This window comes from Hydrogenophaga sp. (assembly GCF_019635465.1).
Taxonomy (GTDB): domain Bacteria; phylum Pseudomonadota; class Gammaproteobacteria; order Burkholderiales; family Burkholderiaceae_C; genus Hydrogenophaga.
Genome location: NZ_JAHBZK010000014.1, coordinates 45,369 through 67,213 on the forward strand (window position 1 = coordinate 45,369; position 21,845 = coordinate 67,213).

Genomic DNA, 21,845 nt, shown 5'->3' on the forward strand with positions numbered 1-21,845 from the left:
AAGTGTATACATGTCCGCCGTCACGCTTTGCACTGCCGGGGGATTAACCCGGGGAGCCGTGACTTCCTTCAGGTTTCGGGGGGTGCACTGTGGCGCGTTGGCTGCGGCGCCAACTGGCGGGGCGAGTGGATTCTGGGATTCCAGTCGCAGGCAATCTATCCCCAAACTGAGGTAACGCTTCGTTCAATTCGGGACGGAATTCACGAATGCCTGAAGCAGTGTGGTCAGCGCGTGCGGTTGATCACGCTGGGGGCTGTGACCGCAATCGGGCAGGGTGTGGGCAAGGCTGTGCGGCACGGCACGTCGCACAGATTCCACTTGTTGCAGGCTTCCGTATTCGTCCTGCTCGCCTTGCACCACCAGCAGCGGGGCGCGAATGCGCGAGCACTCATCCACGATGTCGTAGGTGCGAAACGCCTCACTCAGCCAGACGTCGTTCCACTGCCAGAACGCGTTGTCGACGTCGCGATGATGGCGCGCGAGTCGCTGGCGCAACCCGGTCGGCGAGTCCGGGTCAGCGATGTAGGCCTCACGCGCCTGAGCGATGGCCTGGACCGACATGTCCTCGACGAAGACGTGCGGTGCGATGGCCACGCACGCGCTCACATCAAAACGGGCCGCGTGCAGCAACGCGATGGTGGCGCCGTCGGAGTGGCCGACCAGCACCGGCCGTTCGATGCCCAGTTGCGCCAGCACCAGCGGGAGCACGTCCAGCGCTTCACGGTGCATGTAGTCGGGTTCGTGCCTGCCAACGTGCCAGAAACCCTCCATGCGCGCCGGCCCACGAACCTGCGCCACCGGATCGGACTGCCCATAGCCGCGGCGCGAGTACATCCACCCCGCGCGCCCCGTTGCCTCGCACAGCTGGGCGGGCCAGCACACACCACGCTGCGTCCACAGTGAAACGCTACCAAGGCCTTCATGCAGAAAGACCATTGGGGGCCGATCCGAAGGCCCGGGGATGTGGGCCACTTCCAGTTGCACGCCGTGAATGTCGACCGAGTTCATGGCCGCCATCCTAGCGAGAAGGCAATGTCGCCTGCTGAAGGTATTCTTCGCTCATGCGAGCCATGTTCGACGCCTTCTGGCGATCCGTTGCCTACTGCCTTCACCCCCGGGTGATTGCGCTTTCCTTTCTCCCGCTGGTGCTGATGGTCGCCGTGTCCTTCGCACTTGGGTATTTCTTCTGGGACTCGTCGGTGGCCGCCGTGGCCGCCTGGTTCGAGGCCTTCGACCTGATTCAGGCCTTCCTTGGCTGGCTGGAGCGCATGGGGCTGGGGTCCTTGCGTGCGGTGTTCGCGCCGATGATCGTGCTGGTGCTGGCCACGCCTGCCATCGTCGTGTTGTGCCTGCTGCTGGTGGCCTCGTTCATGACGCCGGCCATGGTGGATCTGGTTGGGCAACGCCGCTTCCCCACCCTTGCCAAGCTGCACGGTGGCTCGGTGCTGGTGAGCATTTTCTGGTCGCTTGGCTCAACCTTGTTGGCGGTTGTGGCCTTGGTGTTGTCGATGCCGTTGTGGCTGATTCCGCCCCTGGTACTGGTGCTGCCCCCATTGATCTGGGGGTGGCTCACCTACCGGGTTTTTGCGTTTGACGCACTGGCCACGCACGCCAGTGCCGATGAGCGCCGCCACATCTTGCGCGAGCACCGTGCGACCTTGTTGGTGATGGGCGTTCTCAGCGGCTACCTCGGTGCGGCGCCCAGCTTGCTGTGGGCGTCCGGCGCCATGTTCATTGCCTTGGCGCCGCTGCTGGTGCCGGCCGCCATCTGGATCTACACGTTGGTGTTTGCGTTTGCGTCGTTGTGGTTCGCGCATTTTGCGCTGGCGGCGCTGGAGCGCATGCGCGCAACGGCCAGCGTCGAGGTCCTTGATCCGGAGCCCGCACTCACACACGATGCGACCCCGCCTGCGGCGCTTTCCCTGCCCGAACCCCCTACGACACCATGAGCACCACGTTTGGCCTGATCATCGTCGGCGACGAAATCCTCTCGGGCAAACGCCAGGACAAGCACCTGCCCAAGGTGGCCGAGCTGCTGGCTGCGCGCGGTCTTTCCCTGGCCTGGGCGCAGGTGGTAGGAGACGATCCCGATCGCATCACGGCCACCTTGCGCGACGCCTTTGCGGGGCAGGGTGTGGTGTTTTGCAGTGGCGGCATCGGTGCCACCCCCGACGACCATACGCGCCAATGCGCGGCGCGCGCTCTTGGCGTGGAGCTGGCACTGCACCCCGAGGCCGCACGCCTGATCGAGTCACGCATGCGCGACGTGGCGGCCGAACAAGGCGTGGCCTTCGAGCCTGAACGAACGGACAACGTGCACCGCTACAACATGGGTGTCTTCCCGGTTGGGGCAGAGATCATCCAGAACCCCTACAACAAGATTCCCGGGTTCAGCTGCGTCGGGCCGGGTGGGGCGCAGGTGCATTTCGTCCCGGGGTTTCCGGTCATGGCCTGGCCGATGATTGAGGCCCTGCTGGATCATCGGTATGCGCATCTGCACCGAATCAGCGCGTTTCAGGAGCGGTCTGTGATCGTCATGGGCGCCATGGAAGCCACGCTGACGCCGCTGATGCTTCAGATCGAAGCCACGCACGGGGTCAAGGTGTTCAGCCTGCCCAGCGTGGACCACCCCACTTTTGGGCGCCACATTGAACTGGGCGTCAAAGGCCCGCCTGAGGAAGTGAGGCCCGCTTTCGAGGCTTTGCTCGCGGGGCTCAGGGGCCATGGCGCCGAACTTGGCCCCGAAATGGTGCGCTGAGCGCGATGCACCAAGATTGGGCGAGCACTGAAAAGGTGCGATGGTGGCTGGGTCCAGTCCTGGCGCGGGCTCAAGTCGTTCACGCGCCATAATCTCCGGCGCGTCTGAACGCCGTGTCCACGGCGTTCGAGTGGCATGGAACCTGCATGCCGGCGGGCGTCCCATTTTTTTATCCACCTTTCCACAGAGACACAGGAGCATTTGATGGCAAAGACCGTCGCAGACGTGATGCAGATGGTGAAGGAGAACGAAGTCAAATTCGTCGACTTCCGCTTCACCGACACCCGCGGCAAAGAGCAGCACGTCACCGTGCCGATCTCGGCCTTCGACGAGGACAAGTTCAGCTCGGGCCACGCGTTCGACGGTTCGTCCATCGCCGGCTGGAAGGGCATTGAAGCCTCGGACATGCAGCTCATGCCCGACCCCAACACCGCCAACATCGACCCCTTCTTCGAAGAGACCACGATGTTCCTGCAGTGCGACGTGGTCGAGCCCAGTGATGGCAAGGCCTATGACCGCGATCCGCGCTCCATTGCCCGCCGCGCCGAGGCCTATCTGAAGGCGTCCGGCCTGGGCGACACTGCTTACTTCGGACCGGAACCCGAGTTCTTCATCTTCGACGGCGTGCGCTTCAGCAACGAGCCTGGCCGCGTGTTCTACGAGATCGAAGAGTACGAAGCCCCCTGGAACAGCGGTGCCAAGCTCGAAGGCGGCAACCGCGGTCACCGTCCCACCGTCAAGGGTGGTTACTTCCCGGTTCCCCCGGTCGACAGCACGCAGGACATGCGCGCCGAGATGGTGCTGATCCTTGAGTCGCTGGGCATCCCCTGCGAAGTGTTCCACCACGAAGTGGCGGGCGCAGGCCAGAACGAAATCGGCACCAAGTTCAGCACGCTCGTCGAGCGCGCCGACTGGACGCAGGTGCTGAAGTACGTGGTCTGGAACGTGGCCAACGCCTACGGCAAGACGGCCACCTTCATGCCCAAGCCCTACGCCGGTGACAACGGCTCTGGCATGCACGTGCACCAGTCGATCTGGAAGGACGGCAAGAACCTGTTCGCGGGCGACGGCTATGCCGGCCTGAGCGAGTTCGCCCTGTACTACATCGGTGGCGTGATCAAGCACGCTCGCGCGCTCAACGCCATCACCAACCCCGGCACCAACAGCTACAAGCGCCTGGTGCCCGGCTTCGAAGCTCCGGTGAAACTGGCCTACAGCTCGCGCAACCGCTCGGCATCGATCCGCATCCCGTACGTGGCCAACCCCAAGGGTCGCCGCATCGAGGCACGCTTCCCCGATCCTTCGGCCAACCCCTACCTGGCCTTCTCGGCCCTGATGATGGCGGGCCTGGACGGCGTGGAAAACAAGATCCACCCGGGCGAAGCCGCCACCAAGGACCTGTACCACCTGCCGCCGGAAGAGGACAAGCTGGTCCCGACCGTGTGCTCCAGCCTCGACCAGGCGCTGGACTACCTCGACAAGGACCGCGCGTTCCTGACCAAGGGTGGCGTGTTCACCGACTCCATGCTCGACGCCTACATCGAGCTGAAGATGAACGAAGTGACCCGCTTCCGCATGTCGCCTCACCCGGTCGAGTACGACATGTACTACAGCCTGTGATCGCGCGCCGCGCATGCGGCGTCGGCTCACCAGAAGGGACGGCTCCGGCCGTCCCTTTTTCTTGGGCGCACGTCGATGCGGGTGAGCCCTCGGCACTTTTGCGTGGCATTTCGGTCATACTGCCTCGCGTTCGCATTCAGGAGGTGACCCGTTGTCTGTCCAGTCCCGCTTCGTCCGTTGTGGTGTGTCCAGCCTGGTGCTGATTGCTGCATGGCCGGCCTTGGCTCAGGAGCCCATCTACCGGTGCGGCAACGAGTACACCAACAACGCCGCGGTGGCCAAGCAGCGTGGTTGCACGCCGCTGCAGGGTGGCAATATCACCATCATCGAGGGCACCAAGCCGTCGCCGGCAGCGCGTCCGAGCTCGCCCGCCAGTGCGCCACGGGTCGACAACGCGGCGCAGCGTCAGCGTGATGCCGACGCCCGCGCCACGCTGGAGGCAGAACTGCGCAAGGCCGAAGAGCGTCTGGCGGCTGCGCAAAAGGCTTACGCCAACGGCGAGCCTGAGAAGCAAGGCATCGAGTCGCGCAACTACCAACGCTACCTGGACCGCGTGGCCGAACTCAAAGACGCGGTGACGCGTGCCGAGAACGACGTGGCCGGCATCCGCAGGGAGTTGCAGCGCATGGGCGGTGCCACGAACTGAAGTCCCCTGGGGCTTCCTCGGGCGGCGGCGGGTTCTGCCGCACCTCTCCCGAACTTCTGCCGCACAATTGACGGCTTGAAAAAGCCCGACGCCTTCTCTCTTTTCAGTCTCGCCGCTCGCCGCACCAACGGCCGGGCGAGCGATGCCCGTTCCAACCCCGATCTGGCCGCGCGATTGCAGGCGCTGGATCTGCTGGCCACCTTGGTGGCGGTGGTCGATGCCGAGGGCCACGTGGTGTTTGCCAACGCTGCGCTGGAGGACGCCCTCAGCCTTTCCAGGCGCAGCCTGGCGGGCGTTCGGCTGCAGGACTGCTTCACCGAACCCGTGCTGCTCGACAACGCCCTGCAAGGCGCGCGCAGCAACGAGTTTGCCGCCTTGCGCTACGACGCTTTCCTGCGTCGACTCAACCATGAGCCGCTGCCGGTGCACGTGGTGGTGGCACAGACCGAGAAGACAGGCGAAGTGGTGGTCGAGCTGCTGCCGCAGGAGCAACAGACCCGCCAAGAGCGCGAGGAGCGACTGCTGGATCAGGCCCAGGCCAACAAGGAGCTCATCCGCAACCTGGCCCACGAGATCAAGAATCCCCTGGGCGGCATTCGCGGCGCGGCGCAGCTGCTGCAGATGGAACTGCAAAGCAAGGAGCTCATTGAGTACACGCAGGTGATCGTGCACGAGGCCGACCGCCTGCAGTCACTGGTGGACCGCCTGCTGGCGCCGCACCGTCGTCCGCATGTGGTGGGCGACGTCAACATCCACGAGGTGTGTGAGCGGGTGCGTTCGCTGATCGTGGCCGAGTTCCCGCGTGGGTTGAAGGTCGTGCGCGACTACGACACCTCGATCCCCGAATTCCGGGGCGATCGCGAACAACTCATTCAGGCCGTGCTCAACATCGCGCACAACGCTGCGCTGGCGCTGACCGAGCGCATCGAGGCGGGTGACGCCCGCATCACCTTGCGAACGCGCGTGGGCCGTCAGCTCACCTTTGGCAAGCAGCGCTATCGGCTGGCACTGGAATTGCATGTCATCGACAACGGGCCCGGCGTGCCGGACTCGATCAAGGACAGGGTGTTCTTCCCGCTGGTGTCGGGTCGCGATGGTGGTTCCGGACTGGGCCTCACGCTGGCGCAGACCTTCGTGCAGCAGCACCATGGCCTGATCGAGGTGGAGAGCGTGCCGGGTCACACGGATTTCAAGATCCTGATTCCGTTGCCTTGATCGATACCAACCGCGCTGCGAGACCTGAAGGGACCACCGATACATGAAGCCGATCTGGATAGTGGATGACGATCAGTCGATCCGCTTCGTGCTTGAGAAGGCTTTGCTTCGCGAGAACCTGCCCACGCGCAGCTTCACCAGCGCCACCGACGTGCTCAAGGCCCTGGCGGATACGCCCGAGAGCGAGGGCCCCCAAATCCTCGTCAGCGACATCCGCATGCCCGGTGGCTCGGGGCTGGACCTGCTCGAGAAGGTCAAAGTCCGCTACCCCTCGCTGCCAGTCATCATCATGACCGCCTACTCCGACCTGGACAGCGCCGTCTCGGCGTTTCAGGGCGGCGCGTTCGAGTACCTGCCCAAACCTTTCGATCTGAACAAGGCGGTTGAGCTGATTCGCCGGGCAGTGGATGAAAGCCAGCGCGAAGAAGTGTCGGAAGAACGCCTCAGCGCCGCGCCCGAAATGCTGGGCCAGGCCCCGGCCATGCAGGATGTGTTTCGTGCCATCGGCCGGCTCAGCCAGAGCCAGGTGACGGTGTTGATCACGGGCGAATCGGGTTCGGGCAAGGAGCTCGTGGCCCGCGCCTTGCACAAGCACTCGCCGCGCGCCAACGGGCCCTTCGTGGCCATCAACACCGCGGCCATTCCGAAGGACTTGCTCGAGAGCGAACTGTTCGGGCACGAGCGCGGCGCCTTTACCGGTGCGCAGACCATGCGTCGCGGGCGCTTCGAGCAGGCCGACGGCGGCACGCTGTTCCTCGACGAGATCGGCGACATGCCGTTCGATCTGCAGACCCGCTTGCTGCGCGTGTTGTCCGACGGGCACTTCTATCGCGTTGGCGGCCACAGCGCGGTGCGCGCCAATGTGCGGGTCATCGCGGCCACCCACCAGAACCTGGAGCAGCGCGTCAAGGAAGGCGTGTTCCGCGAGGACTTGTTCCATCGGCTCAACGTCATCCGCCTGCGCTTGCCGGCCTTGCGCGAGCGCCGCGAGGACGTGCAGATGCTCACGCGCTTCTTTCTGCAGCAAAGCGCCAAGCAGCTGGGTGTGGAGCCCAAGCGCATTTCGGACGCGGCGCTCAAGTTGCTGGGCAACTTCGATTTCCCGGGCAACGTTCGCCAGCTTGAGAACATCTGCCACTGGCTCACCGTGATGGCACCGGCGCAGGTGATCGAGTCGAAGGACTTGCCGCCGGAGGTGCTTGGCGCCGTGGGTGGCACGGAGTTGGCGGCATCCGTCCAGTCCACGCTACCGGCGTCGTTGGCGCCCGCTGCGCCCCTGTCTTCACCTCCGTCTGCGTCTTCGGCAGCAGACGTTGCGCGCGATGTGCCGGTGGTCACGCCTGCCAGCTCATTGACGCCTGTGGCTACCTCTTCCACGGTGTTCGAGGGCGTGCCCGGCTCGTGGGAGTCCGGTCTTCAGGCCGAGGCCATGGCCTTGCTGGAAACGGGGCGCACCGATGTGTGGGACGTACTGACCCGGCGCTTCGAGACCAAGCTGATCCAGACGGCGCTGACCAACACGCGCGGGCGGCGCATCGAAGCCGCGCACAAGCTCGGGATCGGGCGCAACACCATCACCCGCAAGATCCAGGAACTCAACCTGGAGTGAGGCCGCTCGCTGGCGCCCAGCGGGCGCCGGGCGACTCAGCCCAGCGTCAGCACCACCGGCGCGTGATCGCTGGGGCGTTCGTTCTTGCGGGGCAGCTTGTCCACGGCGCAGGCGCTGGCGCGCGCCTTGATGGCCTCGCTCACCAGAATGTGGTCGATGCGCAGGCCGCGGTTGCGCCGGAAGGCGAGGTCGCGGTAGTCCCACCACGAGTAGTTCTTCTCGGGTTGCGGAAACAAACGCACGGCGTCGCTCAGTCCCAGGCCGATCAGCGACTGCAAGTGGGTGCGCTCTTCGGTGGTGCAGTGAATGGTCTCGCGCAGGCCTTGCGGATCCCACACATCGAGGTCGTCGAAGGTGATGTTGTAGTCGCCCATCAGCACCAGCGCCGGGTGCGCGATGAGTTCGTTGCGCACCCATTCCCGCAGCGCCTCGAGCCAGCGCATCTTGTAGGCGAACTTGTCGGAGCCTGGCGCCTGCCCGTTGGGAAAGTAGCCGCCGATCACCCGCACGCCGTCCACCGTGGCCGTGATCAGGCGTGCCTGTTCGTCCTCAAAACCTGGAATGTTCTTGACCACATCGGCCGACGGCGAACGCGTGATCAGTGCGACGCCGTTGTAGGTCTTTTGCCCATGCCATTGCGCCTGGTAGCCGGCGTCGGCAAAGGCCTGTGCCGGGAACTTGTCGTCGGTGAGCTTGAGCTCCTGCAAGGCCAGCACGTCGACCGGATTGGCAGCCAGCCAGTCGAGCACCTGCGGCAATCGCACGGCCAGGGAGTTGACGTTCCAGGTCGCCAGTTTCATCGGTGTCACCTCTCCTTCAGGGTCGACGTTCGTAGGTCACGAAGGCGAATGGCAGGCCGTTGGCGCCTGTCTGGCTGTCGCGCGCGGTTTCCGCCCATTCGGGGCCGAGCGCATCCATGTGCGCGTCACCGTCAAAGGCCTGGGCAATTTCGGTCACCACCACCCGCTGGGCGTGCGGCAGTGCGAGTCGGTAGACCTGGGCGCCGCCGATCACCCAGATCTCGGGCACGTCACCGCAACTGGCGATGGCCTGATCGAGGGACGCCGCGGTCGACGCCCCTGCCGCTTGCCACTGTGCGTCGCGCGAGAGCACGATGTTGCTTCGCCCGGGCAGGGGGCGAAAACGCGGCGGCAGGGAGTCCCAGGTCTTGCGTCCCATGATCACGGGCGCGCCGAGCGTGGTGCGCTTGAAGTGCGCCATGTCCTCCGGCAGGCGCCAGGGAATGGCGTTGTCCTTGCCGATGACGCCGTTGGCGGCGCGCGCGTAGATGAGGTTCAGTCGTGCCATGGCGTCATTGTGCGGCGGCGCGGGTGGGCCACAGCACGCTGGCGATGGCAACCATGACGAACAGGATCGCCAGCCAGTCCTGCCAGTGCGGGATTTCGCCCACGATGAAGGTGGCCGACAGCGTGCCCACCAACGGGATCGCCATCACGCTCATGGCGCTGGTGGCCGGTGGCAAGTGGCGCGCCAAGCCGAACCAGATCAGCTGCGCCACACCGTAGTTGATGATCACGCCATAGGCCAGGGCCAGCCACATCGGCAGGCTGAAACGCTGCGGCGCGGGCACTGGCTCCAGGGCGATGGCCAGAACCCACAACACGCCGCTGCCCAGCAGCAGCATCCACACCGTGACCACCATGGGCGTGAGCTGAAAGTGCGCGCGCTTGAAGGTGAGGGTGCCCAGGCCCCAGCAGGCCGCGGCACCCAGCATCCAGGCAATGCCAGCGGGGCGGCCGCTGAGACTTTGCAACTCGTGCCAGAGCAGCAGGCCGATGGCGATGCCGGCCGATACCACCGCCAGGCGCACGCGCGGCGTGACGCGCTCGCCAAAGAACAAAGCGCCCAGCAACACGGTGAAGATCGGCATGGTGAAGCCGATGATGGCCGCACGCCCCGACGCCAGCTCCTTCACGCCGAAGATCGAGAGCGTGTGCCAGCCCAGAATGTTGGGCAGGCCCAGCCAGGCAATCGTGAGCCACTCGCGCCCGCGGGGCCACATGCGCTCGCCGTGCTGTGCGACGTAGACGAACAACCAGAGCGCGCCCAGGCACATGGTGCTGGCGCGAAAGTACAGCGGTGTGAGCTCTTGCAGCGAGAGCTTCATCATCGGCCAGTTGACCCCCCACATGAGGGTCAGACCCACCAGGGCCCAAAGCTGTCGGCGGCTGAGCATGGGGGCGCTCAGACCGCGACCGGGGCTTTGATGACGGCGTGGTGCTGGTAGTCGACGATCTCGAAGTCGTCGAGCGCGTAGTCGAAGATCGACGCCGGGCGGCGCTTGATCTTCAGCGTTGGATAGGCGAAGGGCGTGCGCGAGAGCTGCTCCTGCACCTGCTCGCGGTGGTTGCTGTAGATGTGGCAATCGCCACCGGTCCAGATGAACTCGCCCACCTCAAGGTCGCATTGCTGCGCCACCATGTGCGTGAGCAGGGCGTAGCTGGCGATGTTGAACGGCACACCCAGAAAGATGTCGGCGCTGCGCTGGTAGAGCTGGCAGCTGAGCTTGCCCCGCCCACCGGGCGTCTCCGACGGGGCCACGTAGAACTGGAAGAACGCGTGGCAGGGCATCAGCGCCATCTTGTTCAGGTCGGCCACGTTCCAGGCACTGACGATGATGCGGCGCGAATCGGGGTTGGTCTTGAGCTGCTTGACCACCTCGGCGATCTGGTCGATGTGACCGCCGTCCGGCGTGGGCCAGCTGCGCCATTGCACGCCGTAGACCGGGCCCAGGTCGCCGTCTTCGCGGGCCCATTCGTCCCAGATGGTGCAACCGCGCTCCTGCAACCACTTGACGTTGCTGTCGCCGCGCAGGAACCACAGCAGCTCCACGATGATGGCCTTGGTGAACACCTTCTTGGTGGTCACCAGCGGGAAGCCTTCGTTCAGATCGAAGCGCATCTGGTGGCCGAACACGCTCACGGTGCCGGTCCCGGTGCGGTCGGTCTTGGGCACGCCCGTGGTGAACACGTGGCGCATGAAGTCTTCGTACTGGGAACGGATGGGGCGGGAGGGCGTCATGGCGGCTCGTCGAGGCAAGCCGGCATTGTGCCTCGGCGCCGCTGCCGGCCGTCAGGGCCGGGCCGATACCGTCTGCTGCAGCAGGGGCGATGGCGAGGTCAGCGTCGGATCGAACGGGTGTTCGAGCAGCGCGAAGTAGCGCTGGATGCGCTGCACGTAGTCGCGCGTCTCGGCAAACGGCGGCACGCCGCCGTATTTGTCCACCGCGCCTTCGCCGGCGTTGTAGGCGGCCACCGCCAGAGGCACCTGCCCACGGAAGTACGACAGCAGCCAGCGCAGGTAGGCCATGCCGCCGCGGATGTTCTGCTCGGGGTCGAAGGGCTTGCGCACCGCGAACCGCGCCGCCGTTTCGGGAATCAGCTGCATCAGGCCCTGCGCGTTCTTGTCGGACACGGCCTGGGCATTGAAATTGGACTCGGCGCGGATGATGGCGTAGACCAAGCCCGGCTCCAGGCCGAAGCGTGGTGCCAGGCGGTCGACGATCTTCATCACGCGCTGTTGCTCGGGGGTGTCGATGTGTGCGCGGTAGGCGGTGCGCCGGGCCAGCAATTCATCGGCCAGGCGTTGTCGTTCGGCCTGCTCGGCGGCGGTGCGCGCCTCGTGGGCGTCGGCCTCGCGCACGCAGTCGGGTTTGTCGGCCGGGGTGTTCATGCGCTGGAACATGGCCTGGGCCTGCGTGTCCCCTTGCAGGGCAGCACGGGCAAACCAGTGGGCGGCAAAACCGTCGTTGCGCGGCACGCCGCGGCCGTTGGCATAGAGCCAGCCGAGGTTGTAGGCGGACACCGCATCGCCCGCAAGGGCGGCCTGGCAATAGAGCTGCACGGCGGCGCTCACGTCGCGCGGCACACCCTCACCGTGTTCGAGCGCGATCGCCTGCTCGCGCCAGTGGGTGCGCAAGGCCGGGTCGACCGGTGTCGCCGCGCGCACCGGCGCGCCCAGCAGGGGCAGCGCCAGGCAGGCAACGACGGCGAACGAGGTGGGCTTCATGGCAACAGGACGCGACCGGGATTGCAGCGGTTGTGGGGGTCCAGCGCCTGTTTGATGCGGCGCATCATCGTCAGCGCCACCGGGTCCTTGAAGTGGGTCAGGTGCTCGGCCTTGAGGCTGCCCACACCGTGCTCGGCGCTGATCGAGCCATCGTAGCGGGCGACCTGGTCGAACACCAGTTGGTTGACCCACATTTCCTGCTCGATCAGGAAGTTTTTGGCATCTGCGCCGGCCGGCGCCTGCACGTTGTAGTGCAGGTTGCCATCGCCCAGGTGCCCGAAGTTGACCAGCCGCACGCCAGGAATCTCGCGCTGCAACAAGGCGTCGGTGTCATCGCAGAAGGCCGGAATGCGCGAGACCGGAATGCTGATGTCGTGCTTGATGTTCAGCCCTTCCTGGGCCTGCGCCAGCGGAATGTTCTCGCGGATGTGCCACAGGCCATGCGCCTGCGCGATCGATTCGGCGACCACGGCGTCGCTCACCAGGCCTTGCTCGATGGCGGCCTCCAGCAGCCCTTCGAACTGTGTGCGCGCGTGGTCTTCGCTTTCGCTGTCGCTGTTCTCGAGCAGCACGCAATACGGCGCCGTCTGCCACAGCGGCACGCGCAACTGCGGCATGTGGCGATCGACCAGCGACAGCGCGAACTGCCCCATGACCTCGAAGCCGGTGAGCCCGGAGGCCAGGCGCTGCTGCGCCAGTCCGAGCAGCGCCACCGCCGCCTGCAGTGAGGGCACCGACGCCCAGGCCGTGAGGGTGGCGGCCGGTTGCGGGTAGAGCTTGAGCGTGGCCGCGGTGATGATGCCCAGCGTGCCTTCACTGCCCACAAACAGGTCTCGCAGGTCGTAACCGGTGTTGTCCTTGCGCAGGCCGCTCAGGCCGTTCCAGACGTCGCCATCGGGCGTCACCACCTCCAGGCCCAGGCACAGCTCGCGCGCGTTGCCGTAGCGCAGCACCTGGGTGCCGCCCGCGTTGGTGGCCAGGTTGCCGCCGATGGTGCAGCTGCCTTCGGCCGCCAGGCTCAGGGGAAACAGCAGGCCCTCGGCCTCGGCCGCTTGCTGCACCGCCTGCAGCACGCAGCCGGCGTCCACCGTCATGGTCAGGTTGGCGTGGTCGATGGCGCGCACCTGGTTCATGCGTTGCAGGCTCAGCACCACCTGGGTGCCGCTGTCATCGGGTACCGATCCGACCACCAGCCCGGTATTGCCCCCCTGCGGCACCAGCGTGGCGCCGTGCGCCGCACAGGCGCGCACGACAGCGGCCGCCTCGGCGGTGTTGCCTGGGCGCACCACCGCCAGCGCCCGGCCATGGGCGCGCTGGCGCCAGTCGCGTTCATAAGCGGCCAGATCGTGGGTGTCGCGGGTGAGCACGTTGGCGGCGCCCACGGCGGTGCGCAGGGCATCCAGCAGATCGGACTTCATGGACGGGGCGCCGCGGCGCGTTCGGCGGCTTCGTTGGCAGCGGCCACGTCGGCGGCAACCGCGTCGGGGCCGGCGGCGCGCAGGCGAATGCGCACGTGCAGGGCGCAGGCCACAAACAGGCTGATGCACAACACAGTCTGCAGCACAGCCATCAGCGTGGACATGGCGCTTTCGCCACTGGTGGCACGCACCACGCCCTCGGTGAAGTACAGCCACACCAGCAGGCTGACCCAGCGGTAGGTGTACATGCGGTTCTTGAGCAGACCGGCCAGCGGCAGGGCCAGCGGCAGCACCTTGATGGCCCACCAGGAGCCCCCTTCGCGCAGCGGCGCCAGCCACAGTTCCCAGGCCAGACCGACGGCGATCAGGCCCACCAGGCTGGCCACTGCCAGGGCACGAGTGAAGGCCACGCGAGAGGCGGTGGCGGCGGAAACGGACGACATGCGGACCCTGCAGAAAACGAGGCTGGCATGATACCGGGATGACCCTTGCCGACCGCCTTGACGCGCTGCGTGCGCTGGCCCACGACGTGTGGGAAGCCGCGCTCAATTTCCCCTGGCGCACCACGGCAATCACCCTGCGGGAGCGCTTTCGCGAAGACCGGCTGGGCATTACTGCCAGCAGCCTGACCTTCACCACCACCATTTCGCTGGTGCCCTTGTTCACCGTGGCGTTGGCCATCTTCAGTGCCTTTCCCACCTTCGATCGACTGCAGCGGCTGCTGCAGCGCAGCCTGGTTGAAAGCCTGGTGCCCGAGAGCATTGCGCGACCGGTGCTGGGCTACCTCAACCAGTTCGCGGCCAAGGCCACGCAGATGGGCGGTGCGGGCGCTTTGGTGCTGCTGGTCACGGCGCTGGCGCTCATCCTGACCATCGATCGCAAGCTCAACGACATCTGGCGGGTGCGCCAGCCGCGGCCGATCGCGCAGCGCGTGCTGGTGTACTGGGCCGTGCTGACGCTGGGGCCCCTGTTGCTGGCCGGCAGCGTCGCAGCCACCACCTATGCCGTGGGCGGCGCCCGCGCCATGGCGGCCTTGCCGGCGCCGGTGCGTTTCCTGATCGACTCGCTGCAACTGGCCCTGTCGACCGGCGCCATGGCCGCGCTCTATCGCTATGTGCCCAACACCCGCGTGCGCTGGAGCCATGCGGTGCTGGGTGGGTTGTTTGCCGCCGTGGCGCTGGAGGTGGCCAAGGAAGGATTGGCCTGGTACCTCAAGCAGGTTCCCACGTTCTCGGTGCTGTACGGCACCTTCGCGACCGCGCCGATCCTGCTGGTGTGGATTTACCTGGCCTGGGTCATCGTGTTGCTGGGCGCGGTCATCACCGCCTACCTGCCCAGCCTGCTCACTGGCGTGGCACGGCGTGCCGACGCGCCGGGCTGGAACTTTCAGCTGGCCTTGGAGGTGATGGCGCAACTGGATGCCGCACGAACCGAATCACCCAGAGGGCAAAGCCTCGAGTCATTGGCGGCCTCGCTGCGCGTGGAAGCCCTGCAACTCGAGGAACCGGTGGCCGCGCTCGTGGCGTTGGACTGGCTCGGTCGTCTTGACGAAGACGCCGAGCGCTATGTGCTGCTCATCGATCCCACGCAAACCGCGCTTGGCCCGTTGATGGAGCGGCTGCTGCTGTCGCGCCAGAGCGCGACGTCGAGGCTGTGGGACCAAAGCCGCTGGGCCGCCATGACCGTGGCCGAAGCGTTGCCCGAGCCGTTGCGGTTGCGCTGAGCGGGCTCATCGGGTGGACGGAGGCAGCTTGGTCGCCGCCTTGACCCCACCGGCCTTCAGCTCGCTCAAGACGTCTTTGAACAAGGCCTCACGCTCTCCGGTCGATGGGTGGCGGTCCACGGGTCGTTCGACGATGGCCGCCACATCCGCGAGATTGGTACTGGTGACCACTGCAAGATCAGCGTGATCCTTGCCGATGGCAGGGGGTAGCGAGGCCAGAAAGTCGCGAACCGCGCTGTACAAGCGGGCGTCGTCGTCAAACATGCGCTGTGTGATTCGCACGGCGCAGGCATCCGATTGCAGTTCCTGGTGGACCTTGTGGCGCTCGAATTGCAGCTTGCCCGAAACGACCGTCTTGAGCACTTCTGTCTGGCCCTGGCTGATGTTGGTGAGTTGTTCCATCAACTCGGTCAGGCTCATGGACAAGGCCAGGGTGTCGATGATGCGCGCCTGAAGGGCGCGCGTTTCGTGTCGCTGCAAGACGTGGGCGATCTCATGGGCGAAGGCCAGATGCGCCATGTTGTACTTGCGCGAATCCTTGAGAAGATTGCTGTCCAGAAAGATGAAGCCACCCGGCAGAGCCATGGCGTTGCCTTCGTTCGAGGCACGGACGAACACTTGGAACTGGTACGGATGCGATTCGCCGATGCCTTCGGTTGCACGCTGCATCAAGGTGTCCGCCGCTGCGTAGAGCTTGGGGTCGTCCTCGCGTTCGATCAGCTTGCCGCTGTCCCGAATGACGCCGAGGTAGTGCTCGCCGTAGGCCACTTCGAGAGGCATCGGAAGCCAGTTCATGCGGGCGGCGGCGGTGCGCACGGCCGCCGAGACCTTGTACCCGCCAGGCGCGGCTGCGGTTTGCCCAAGATTGAAAATGGATCGAAAGCCTTCGGTGAACCCAACGCGGGTGAGCTCCACGAAGTTGCTGCTCAGGTCGAATGGCGCCACCATTTTGGTGCATTTGCCGTCGCCATCGATGGAGGCCAGCGACACCGCCTTTCGACCGACTTGAATGCGCTCGCCAGGCTTGGTTTGCGCCGCGGCGACCAGCGCCGCACACGCGAGCAGCGCAACTGCGGCGCCACGCGCCCAAGGCATCCCTGTGTTCATCATGGGGTCCCTGCCAGTTCTCGTGCCTTGACCAGGCGCAGGTCGCGCGCACTGTAGGCGCCCTTGCCGTGGAAGAGTGCCGCCTCCCGCATCGTGCGTTCCAGCGGGTCGGGCAGCGCCGAGATCGATGCCAGTTCCGCAGCGACGGCTGCATCGGCCCGCAGCTGGGATTCTTCCTGTGCGGCCTGTGCCGCATCAACGCCGGTGGATGTCTTGAGCTGGGAGCCACCATGCACGCGGGCGCTGGTGGCCATCTTGAGCACAGCGATCATGGATCGACATTTGTCGGGCTGCAGGGCCTTGATGCCAACGCTCTCAAGCAAGGCCTTCCACAGCGGCTGTCCTTCGTGGGTGACCGAGATTTGCCTGGCCGGGTCGCAGGGCGCTGTTGCATCGGATGCTGCGTGCAGCGTCGACGACATGGCGAGAACACAAAGGGCGAGGGTGTGTCGCACGGCGGCTCCTTTCTTTTCGAGTCAGTGCGCCAGGTGCAGGGCGGCCGCAATGACCACGGTGAGGTAAATCACCTTGGGAACGGCATACAGAAACACATGCAGCAAGCTCCAGAGGTCGCCCCCCAATCCTTGTCCGAGGCGGCGCAGGCTCAGAATCAGGGATTCCTTCGCCGATGCAGGGGTCAGCGGCGCCGACTGCACGCCCGCCGTGACGAAGCCATCGATCGTCATGCCGACCAGTACGGGCACTGGCGAAACCCACAAGTCGCTTTGGTGCAGCGCGTATGCGGCAATCGCCACGCCGCCGATGGCGGCCATCGCGAGCCCCAGCGTGAGAGCAACCAGTGCCAGCCAGGCGTTGTGTGACTTCAGAGGAATGAGCCCGATCAGGTTGCCCTGGTCACGACGCGCGTCGAACCAGACGTGCCAGCAGTGATGTGCCAGCGCACCGAAGAGCACGCCAAACAGCACATCCATCAGGAAGCTGACCAAAGAGTTCTCGTTGACGGGCGCTGCGGACGCGGCCATGGCATGCACTTCGGCACCGCTGCGCACCCCCAATGGGGTGATGAACTGATCGGCTGGGTCGGAGCCGCTGCCGAACACTACGGATGTATTGCGCCAATCGATCTCCTGACCGACATCCTCCTGGCTGGCGCAGTCGAGGCGAATCCTGGGCGCCGGGACTTGCGTGGGCAAGGTGTCGGGGCACCAGTGCGCGACGCGCGTCAGGTGCAGCGACTTGTGGAACGGCAGGATGCGCGCTTGCGTGTCTGGGCAAGGCGAGGACACGCATTTGCCGTTGGGCCGGTACCGTTTCGTGACCTGCTCTCCAAGCTGATCGAGTGTGGTCGACCCGCTATCGGGGTTCACCAGGGCCCGAGCAAGCTCTTCGCTGCCGCCGATCGACGGGCAAAGATTGCCCAGATCTCCCCTCGCACCCGCACCGGCGCGCAGGCCGACGCCAACGGTCAATGCGTCGTAGGCCATCGACCGGGTGACCATGCCCAAGGTGGGGTGCAGCCTCGGGTCAGCGATGGCAACACCGGCCCGACACATCTCGATCAACCACGCCGCGCGCCTGGATTGCAGCTCGGGGTTGGTCACCGTCCGCGGGGCGATGAGCGTCAACGAAGTGGCGTTGCGTTTCAGCAGCGCGTGCAACGCCTTCTCCTCCGTGTCGAAAGCCTTGTCAACGTGCGCGCGTGCCGAAGGCGAAACGTCCAGGTCAAGCACGATGTGTTTCACGCCCGGCCTGGAGAGCAGGTAGCCCAAGTCTTCGCTCAGCGCCTGTCTGGGCAGCGGACTCGTGCCGGCGTATTTCGTTTCGTACCTGGACCGATCGATGAGGACCGCTACGACCGACACCGGGTCTTGCAAAGAGGCGCTCGGGCGCGCAAGGTGGCTCGCCAGATTGAAGGTCGCAAGCGTCGGGACCTCAAGCGGTGTCAACAGCCACTTCACCGTGGAGAGGTGCAGCAGGCTTGCCATGAAGATCGCGGCCACCAACAGGTGCCACCACGAGAACCCATGGCTGTGGGCATCGTCCTCACCATCGCCGTCCTCGTCGTCGACGTTGTTGGTCGCGTGCGTCACGATCGATCTCCTCCCCGGAGGATCAATGGTCGTCAAGTGCTGGGTGTGGCCGCCTGATCGGGCGGGATGCTCTTGAGGGCAATCGCCTGCGACGGTGCTCGCATTGCAGCATTGCGGGCCGCGTCCGTCAATCGTGTGACGATGTCATCCGCAAAGGCCCGCCCCCGCGCGGGCTCTCGGGGGCCTTGGCGCCGCTCACCGGGCGGCGAACGGCGCCGCCAGAAAGCCGCGAAAGCGCGCTCGCCCCCCACGCGTGGGCGCTTCGGTCAGCCGGAACGCCGGGAAGCGCCGCAGAAAGCGGCCGATCGCGATGCGGCCTTCGAGCCGCGCCAGGCTGAGGCCGGCGCACTGGTGGATGCCGAAACCAAAGGCCAGGTGCTTGTTGGGTTCGCGGGCAATGTCCAAGGTTTCGGCGTCGGCAAACTGAGCGGCGTCGCGGTTGGCGGCACCGATGCACAGGGTGACCAGCGTGCCCGCTGGCAGCGTCTCGCCGGCAATCACCACGTCCTTGACCGCGCGCCGGTTGCCCAGCTGATTGGATGATTCGAAGCGCAAGAACTCGTCGACCGCGCGGTCGAGCACTGCCACTTCGTCACCGTTGTCCATGCGCTGCAGCAAGGACCGGCGAACGTCGGGAAACTCGCACAAGGCCACCAGCGCGTTGCCGATGAGGTTGGTGGTGGTCTCGTGCCCCGCGTTGAGCAGGAAGATGCAGTTCTGCAGCAGCTCCACCTCGCTGAGCTGTTCGCCGTCGGCCTCGCCCTGAATCAGTCGGGTGAGCACGTCGCGCTCCGGGTCGCCGGGCGCAAGGCGCCGTGCGGCCACCAGGGTGCGCAGGTAGTCGCACATCTCGGTCACGGCCTGGTGGCCACGCGTGGCTTGCGCCGGTGCGACCACGGGCTCCAGTGCGCCCAGAATGGCCAGCGACCATTCGCGCAGCGGGCCCCGTTCGGCGTGCGGCACGCCCAACAGGTTGCCGATGATTTCCACCGGAATGGCGGCGGCGAAGTCCTCGATCAGGTCACCGCCTTCGCGCGCGGCGATGTCGTCGAGCAGGCCGTCGACCAGCTCGATCAGGCCGGCTTCCATGTCGGCGATGGCGCGGCGCGTCAACGCGCCCATGATCAATCGGCGCACGCGGGTGTGCAGCGGCGGGTCGTTGAACACCAGGCTGGTGGTGTGGTGCTCGAACAGCGGCGTTCCCTCACCGTATTTGGGCGCGAACTCCACGTGCTTGTCGGAGCTGAAGGCCTGCGCATCGCGGTACACCGCCACCAGGTCGGCCCAGCGCGTGAGGAAGACCGAGCCGTCGGGCATGCGCCGCACCGGGTCCTGCTCGCGAAGGGCGCGGTACACCGGGTAAGGGTTGCTGAAGAAATCCGGCGGGAGGGCGCGCAGGTCGAAGGCGGCGGCGATGGCCTGGGCACGCTCGGCGCTCATGGCGGGCGTGATCTGGTCGGCGGTGATGCTCATGCTTGCAGGAAGTCGCGGATGGCGAACAGCGTGTCGTCCGGGGTCTCGGTCATCTGGTGGTGGCCCACCGGCAGGGTGACCACGCGCACGGCCTTGCCGGCGGCCTTCGCGGTGTCGATGAGTGGCCTGGCCGACTTGGCTTGCGTCATCTGATCGAGCGCACCCAGCACGAAGAGCACGGGGCAGGTCAAGGACTTCATGGCGGCTTCGCCCCCCGCGTAGCTGTCGCAGGCCACGAAGCCCCGGTGGAACACATTGACCTTGGGGTTGCTGCGCAGCACGCGGCGCCCGAGCGCCATGCTGCCGCCGTAAATCCAGGTCCCGGGGCCGAAGGCCGAGGGCGGGGCGGCCAGCGTGCTGCGGCTGAAGACGTTGATCATCTTCAGGGCCTTCTCGGGCTCGTTGAGCGAGGCCTCGATCAGTGCGGGCGAAACTTTCATCGGGTAGGCCGTGCCCACCAGCACCGCGTGCGTGATGCGGTCCTTGAGTCGCGCCGCGGCTTCCAGTGCAATCAACGATCCCCAGCTGTGCCCCACCAGGGCGGCGCGTTGCACGCCTGCGGCATCGAGCAGCGCGGCGATGAAGTCGGCCGCGGCTTCGACGGTGGCCGGCGCCTCGCCCTGGCTGCGTGCGTGGCCGGGCAGATCAACCGCCAGCACGTTGAAGCCGTGGTTCGCGAGGTAGCGGCTTTGCAGGATCCACACGCTGTGGTCGTTGAGCACGCCGTGGATGAACACCACGGTGGGCTTGGCGGCGTCAAAAGCCTTGCCGCCGGTGTAGCAGTAGGTGCGGGCACCGTTGACGAGCAGTTCCATCACGCACCCGCCTTTTCTGCGGCTTTGAGCGCGCGCTTCAAGTCGTCGATCAGGTCGTCCGCGTCTTCCAGACCAATGGACAGGCGGATGGTGCCCGGGCCAATGCCGGCGCCGGCCAGTGCCTCGTCGCTCATGCGGAAGTGGGTGGTGCTGGCCGGGTGAATCACCAGTGAGCGGCAGTCGCCCACGTTGGCCAGGTGGCTGAAGATCTTGAGCGCCTCGATGAAGGCCCGCCCCTGCGCGCGGCTGCCATTGATGTCGAAGCTGAACACCGAGCCCGCGCCGCGCGCGCCAAAGCGCAGCAGCTTGTTGGCCAGCGCGTGGCTGGGGTGCGATTCGATCAGCGGGTGGCCGACGCGGCCCACCAGCGGGTGGCTGGCCAGGAACTGCACCACCTTTTCGGTGTTGCTCATGTGACGTTCCATGCGCAGCGAGAGCGTCTCGATGCCTTGCAGGATGAGCCACGCGGTGTGCGGGCTCATGCAGGCGCCGAAGTCGCGCAGCCCTTCGCGCCGCGCCCGCAGCAAGAAGGCGCCCACCGTCGACTCCTCGGTGAACACCATGTTGTGAAAGCCTTCGTAGGGCTCGCTGAACTCGGGGTAGTGGCCCGCCGCATCCCAGTCGAAGCTGCCCCCGTCGATCAGTACGCCACCGATGACCGTGCCGTGGCCACTGAGGAATTTGGTCGCCGAGTGGTAGACGATGTCCGCACCCAGCTCCAGCGGCTTGACCAGGTAGGGCGTGGTCAGGGTCGAGTCCACCAGCAGCGGCACCTTGGCCTCGTGCGCGATCTGCGCCACGGTGGGCATGTCCAGCACGTCCAGCCCCGGGTTGCCCACGGTCTCGCCGAAGAACAGTTTCGTGTTGGGCCGCACCGCGGCGCGCCAGCCGTCGATGTCGCCGGGGCGCACAAAGGTGGTTTCGATGCCGAAGCGGCGCATCGTGTAGTGCAGCAGGTTCTGGCTGCCGCCGTACAGCGCCGTGCTGGCCACGATGTGCGAGCCCGCCCCCATCAGGGTGGCCACCGCCAGGTGCAGTGCCGCCTGGCCGCTCGCAGTGGCGATGGCGCCGATGCCGCCTTCCAGCGCAGCCATGCGCTGCTCGAACACCGCGTTGGTCGGGTTGCTGATGCGGCTGTAGACGTGACCGGCGCGCTCGAGGTTGAACAGCGCCGCGGCGTGATCGCTCGACTCGAAGACGAACGAGGTGGTGAGATGGATGGGCACGGCGCGTGCGCCGGTGGTGGGGTCGGGCGATGCGCCCGCGTGCAGCGCGAGCGTGTCAAAGCCGGGGTCGGCGTGGCCTGCCATAGGGACCAGTCTCCAAATGAAGTTGTACGTGAACCGATCCGCCGCCGGGCCGCCCCAAGGCGGATCAGCCC

General features: G+C 66.1%; 21 protein-coding genes. 7 read left to right on the plus strand and 14 right to left on the minus strand.

Annotation, left to right across the window (positions count from 1 at the left end):
- Positions 1–183: 183 nt before the first annotated feature.
- Entirely contained in the window at positions 184–1,008 is an 825-nt protein-coding gene (locus tag KF871_RS13530) for an alpha/beta hydrolase (RefSeq protein WP_291143330.1), read from the minus strand.
- Positions 1,009–1,061: 53 nt separating this feature from the next.
- Here KF871_RS13530 and KF871_RS13535 point away from each other — a divergent pair, with 53 nt between their 5' ends.
- The 6 genes from KF871_RS13535 (at position 1,062) to ntrC (ending at position 7,848) form a co-directional block, all read left to right on the plus strand.
- On the plus strand, positions 1,062–1,949 hold the full coding sequence (locus tag KF871_RS13535; RefSeq protein ID WP_291143333.1) for an EI24 domain-containing protein: 888 nt from the start codon (positions 1,062–1,064) through the stop codon (positions 1,947–1,949).
- Entirely contained in the window at positions 1,946–2,758 is an 813-nt protein-coding gene (locus KF871_RS13540; RefSeq protein WP_291143336.1) for a molybdopterin-binding protein, read from the plus strand. The genes KF871_RS13535 and KF871_RS13540 overlap by 4 nt, the downstream gene beginning before the upstream one ends.
- A gap of 204 nt (positions 2,759–2,962) precedes the next feature.
- A complete protein-coding gene (gene glnA / locus KF871_RS13545) occupies positions 2,963–4,378 on the plus strand; it encodes a type I glutamate--ammonia ligase (RefSeq protein ID WP_291143339.1) in 1,416 nt (471 codons plus the stop codon).
- Between the two features lie 151 nt (positions 4,379–4,529).
- Positions 4,530–5,024: a hypothetical protein gene (locus tag KF871_RS13550; protein ID WP_291143342.1), complete on the plus strand. Its 495-nt coding sequence runs from the start codon at positions 4,530–4,532 to the stop codon at positions 5,022–5,024.
- A gap of 162 nt (positions 5,025–5,186) precedes the next feature.
- Positions 5,187–6,239 (plus strand): nitrogen regulation protein NR(II), encoded by a 1,053-nt coding sequence (gene glnL, locus KF871_RS13555; RefSeq protein ID WP_291143586.1) that lies wholly within the window; start codon positions 5,187–5,189, stop codon positions 6,237–6,239.
- Between the two features lie 43 nt (positions 6,240–6,282).
- Positions 6,283–7,848 carry a nitrogen regulation protein NR(I) gene (gene ntrC / locus KF871_RS13560; RefSeq protein WP_291143344.1) on the plus strand — a complete coding sequence of 522 codons (1,566 nt, stop codon included), beginning with the start codon at positions 6,283–6,285 and terminating at the stop codon, positions 7,846–7,848.
- A 35-nt stretch (positions 7,849–7,883) separates the two neighbouring features.
- Here the strand turns inward: ntrC and xth are convergent, their stop codons facing one another.
- Genes xth through KF871_RS13595 form a run of 7 tightly spaced genes read right to left on the minus strand, consistent with a single transcriptional unit; the run spans position 7,884 to position 13,738 of the window.
- Positions 7,884–8,648 (minus strand): exodeoxyribonuclease III, encoded by a 765-nt coding sequence (gene xth / locus KF871_RS13565; RefSeq protein ID WP_291143346.1) that lies wholly within the window; start codon positions 8,646–8,648, stop codon positions 7,884–7,886.
- A gap of 16 nt (positions 8,649–8,664) precedes the next feature.
- Positions 8,665–9,156, minus strand: a complete 492-nt coding sequence (locus KF871_RS13570) for a dihydrofolate reductase (RefSeq protein WP_291143349.1) — start codon at positions 9,154–9,156, stop codon at positions 8,665–8,667.
- A gap of 4 nt (positions 9,157–9,160) precedes the next feature.
- Positions 9,161–10,045 carry a DMT family transporter gene (locus KF871_RS13575; protein WP_291143352.1) on the minus strand — a complete coding sequence of 295 codons (885 nt, stop codon included), beginning with the start codon at positions 10,043–10,045 and terminating at the stop codon, positions 9,161–9,163.
- A gap of 8 nt (positions 10,046–10,053) precedes the next feature.
- Positions 10,054–10,890: a thymidylate synthase gene (locus tag KF871_RS13580; RefSeq protein ID WP_291143356.1), complete on the minus strand. Its 837-nt coding sequence runs from the start codon at positions 10,888–10,890 to the stop codon at positions 10,054–10,056.
- A 51-nt stretch (positions 10,891–10,941) separates the two neighbouring features.
- Positions 10,942–11,877 (minus strand): lytic transglycosylase domain-containing protein, encoded by a 936-nt coding sequence (locus KF871_RS13585; protein WP_291143359.1) that lies wholly within the window; start codon positions 11,875–11,877, stop codon positions 10,942–10,944.
- On the minus strand, positions 11,874–13,295 hold the full coding sequence (locus KF871_RS13590; protein WP_291143362.1) for an FAD-binding oxidoreductase: 1,422 nt from the start codon (positions 13,293–13,295) through the stop codon (positions 11,874–11,876). Before KF871_RS13590 ends, KF871_RS13585 begins: the two co-directional genes overlap by 4 nt.
- Positions 13,292–13,738 carry a DUF2069 domain-containing protein gene (locus KF871_RS13595; RefSeq protein WP_291143365.1) on the minus strand — a complete coding sequence of 149 codons (447 nt, stop codon included), beginning with the start codon at positions 13,736–13,738 and terminating at the stop codon, positions 13,292–13,294. The genes KF871_RS13590 and KF871_RS13595 overlap by 4 nt, the downstream gene beginning before the upstream one ends.
- A 38-nt stretch (positions 13,739–13,776) precedes the next feature.
- Here KF871_RS13595 and KF871_RS13600 point away from each other — a divergent pair, with 38 nt between their 5' ends.
- Complete coding sequence (locus tag KF871_RS13600) at positions 13,777–15,018, plus strand: YihY family inner membrane protein (protein WP_291143368.1); 1,242 nt, start codon at positions 13,777–13,779, stop codon at positions 15,016–15,018.
- 6 nt (positions 15,019–15,024) lie between these two features.
- Here KF871_RS13600 and KF871_RS13605 read toward each other — a convergent pair whose 3' ends face one another.
- From KF871_RS13605 to KF871_RS13630, 6 genes are all read right to left on the minus strand, one after another.
- A complete protein-coding gene (locus tag KF871_RS13605) occupies positions 15,025–16,125 on the minus strand; it encodes a M48 family metalloprotease (protein ID WP_291143371.1) in 1,101 nt (366 codons plus the stop codon).
- On the minus strand, positions 16,125–16,547 hold the full coding sequence (locus KF871_RS13610; RefSeq protein WP_291143374.1) for a hypothetical protein: 423 nt from the start codon (positions 16,545–16,547) through the stop codon (positions 16,125–16,127). The genes KF871_RS13605 and KF871_RS13610 overlap by 1 nt, the downstream gene beginning before the upstream one ends.
- A 54-nt stretch (positions 16,548–16,601) precedes the next feature.
- Positions 16,602–18,176, minus strand: coding sequence for a CHASE2 domain-containing protein (locus tag KF871_RS13615; RefSeq protein ID WP_291143377.1), 1,575 nt, complete (start codon positions 18,174–18,176; stop codon positions 16,602–16,604).
- A 195-nt stretch (positions 18,177–18,371) separates the two neighbouring features.
- On the minus strand, positions 18,372–19,649 hold the full coding sequence (locus KF871_RS13620) for a cytochrome P450 (RefSeq protein WP_291143380.1): 1,278 nt from the start codon (positions 19,647–19,649) through the stop codon (positions 18,372–18,374).
- Complete coding sequence (locus tag KF871_RS13625) at positions 19,646–20,464, minus strand: alpha/beta hydrolase (protein ID WP_291143383.1); 819 nt, start codon at positions 20,462–20,464, stop codon at positions 19,646–19,648. Before KF871_RS13625 ends, KF871_RS13620 begins: the two co-directional genes overlap by 4 nt.
- Complete coding sequence (locus KF871_RS13630; RefSeq protein ID WP_291143386.1) at positions 20,464–21,774, minus strand: O-acetylhomoserine aminocarboxypropyltransferase; 1,311 nt, start codon at positions 21,772–21,774, stop codon at positions 20,464–20,466. Before KF871_RS13630 ends, KF871_RS13625 begins: the two co-directional genes overlap by 1 nt.
- Between the last annotated feature and the right edge of the window lie 71 nt (positions 21,775–21,845).

Bases quoted from the DNA above. Each gene is read 5' to 3' on its own strand.
- KF871_RS13530 (WP_291143330.1), bottom strand. From the start codon at position 1,008: ATGAACTCGGTCGACATTCACGGCGTGCAACTGGAAGTGGCCCACATC.
- KF871_RS13535 (WP_291143333.1), top strand. From the start codon at position 1,062: ATGCGAGCCATGTTCGACGCCTTCTGGCGATCCGTTGCCTACTGCCTT.
- KF871_RS13540 (WP_291143336.1), top strand. From the start codon at position 1,946: ATGAGCACCACGTTTGGCCTGATCATCGTCGGCGACGAAATCCTCTCG.
- glnA (WP_291143339.1), top strand. From the start codon at position 2,963: ATGGCAAAGACCGTCGCAGACGTGATGCAGATGGTGAAGGAGAACGAA.
- ntrC (WP_291143344.1), top strand. From the start codon at position 6,283: ATGAAGCCGATCTGGATAGTGGATGACGATCAGTCGATCCGCTTCGTG.
- xth (WP_291143346.1), bottom strand. From the start codon at position 8,648: ATGAAACTGGCGACCTGGAACGTCAACTCCCTGGCCGTGCGATTGCCG.
- KF871_RS13570 (WP_291143349.1), bottom strand. From the start codon at position 9,156: ATGGCACGACTGAACCTCATCTACGCGCGCGCCGCCAACGGCGTCATC.
- KF871_RS13575 (WP_291143352.1), bottom strand. From the start codon at position 10,045: ATGCTCAGCCGCCGACAGCTTTGGGCCCTGGTGGGTCTGACCCTCATG.
- KF871_RS13580 (WP_291143356.1), bottom strand. From the start codon at position 10,890: ATGACGCCCTCCCGCCCCATCCGTTCCCAGTACGAAGACTTCATGCGC.
- KF871_RS13585 (WP_291143359.1), bottom strand. From the start codon at position 11,877: ATGAAGCCCACCTCGTTCGCCGTCGTTGCCTGCCTGGCGCTGCCCCTG.
- KF871_RS13590 (WP_291143362.1), bottom strand. From the start codon at position 13,295: ATGAAGTCCGATCTGCTGGATGCCCTGCGCACCGCCGTGGGCGCCGCC.
- KF871_RS13595 (WP_291143365.1), bottom strand. From the start codon at position 13,738: ATGTCGTCCGTTTCCGCCGCCACCGCCTCTCGCGTGGCCTTCACTCGT.
- KF871_RS13600 (WP_291143368.1), top strand. From the start codon at position 13,777: ATGACCCTTGCCGACCGCCTTGACGCGCTGCGTGCGCTGGCCCACGAC.
- KF871_RS13605 (WP_291143371.1), bottom strand. From the start codon at position 16,125: ATGAACACAGGGATGCCTTGGGCGCGTGGCGCCGCAGTTGCGCTGCTC.
- KF871_RS13610 (WP_291143374.1), bottom strand. From the start codon at position 16,547: ATGTCGTCGACGCTGCACGCAGCATCCGATGCAACAGCGCCCTGCGAC.
- KF871_RS13620 (WP_291143380.1), bottom strand. From the start codon at position 19,649: ATGAGCATCACCGCCGACCAGATCACGCCCGCCATGAGCGCCGAGCGT.
- KF871_RS13625 (WP_291143383.1), bottom strand. From the start codon at position 20,464: ATGGAACTGCTCGTCAACGGTGCCCGCACCTACTGCTACACCGGCGGC.
- KF871_RS13630 (WP_291143386.1), bottom strand. From the start codon at position 21,774: ATGGCAGGCCACGCCGACCCCGGCTTTGACACGCTCGCGCTGCACGCG.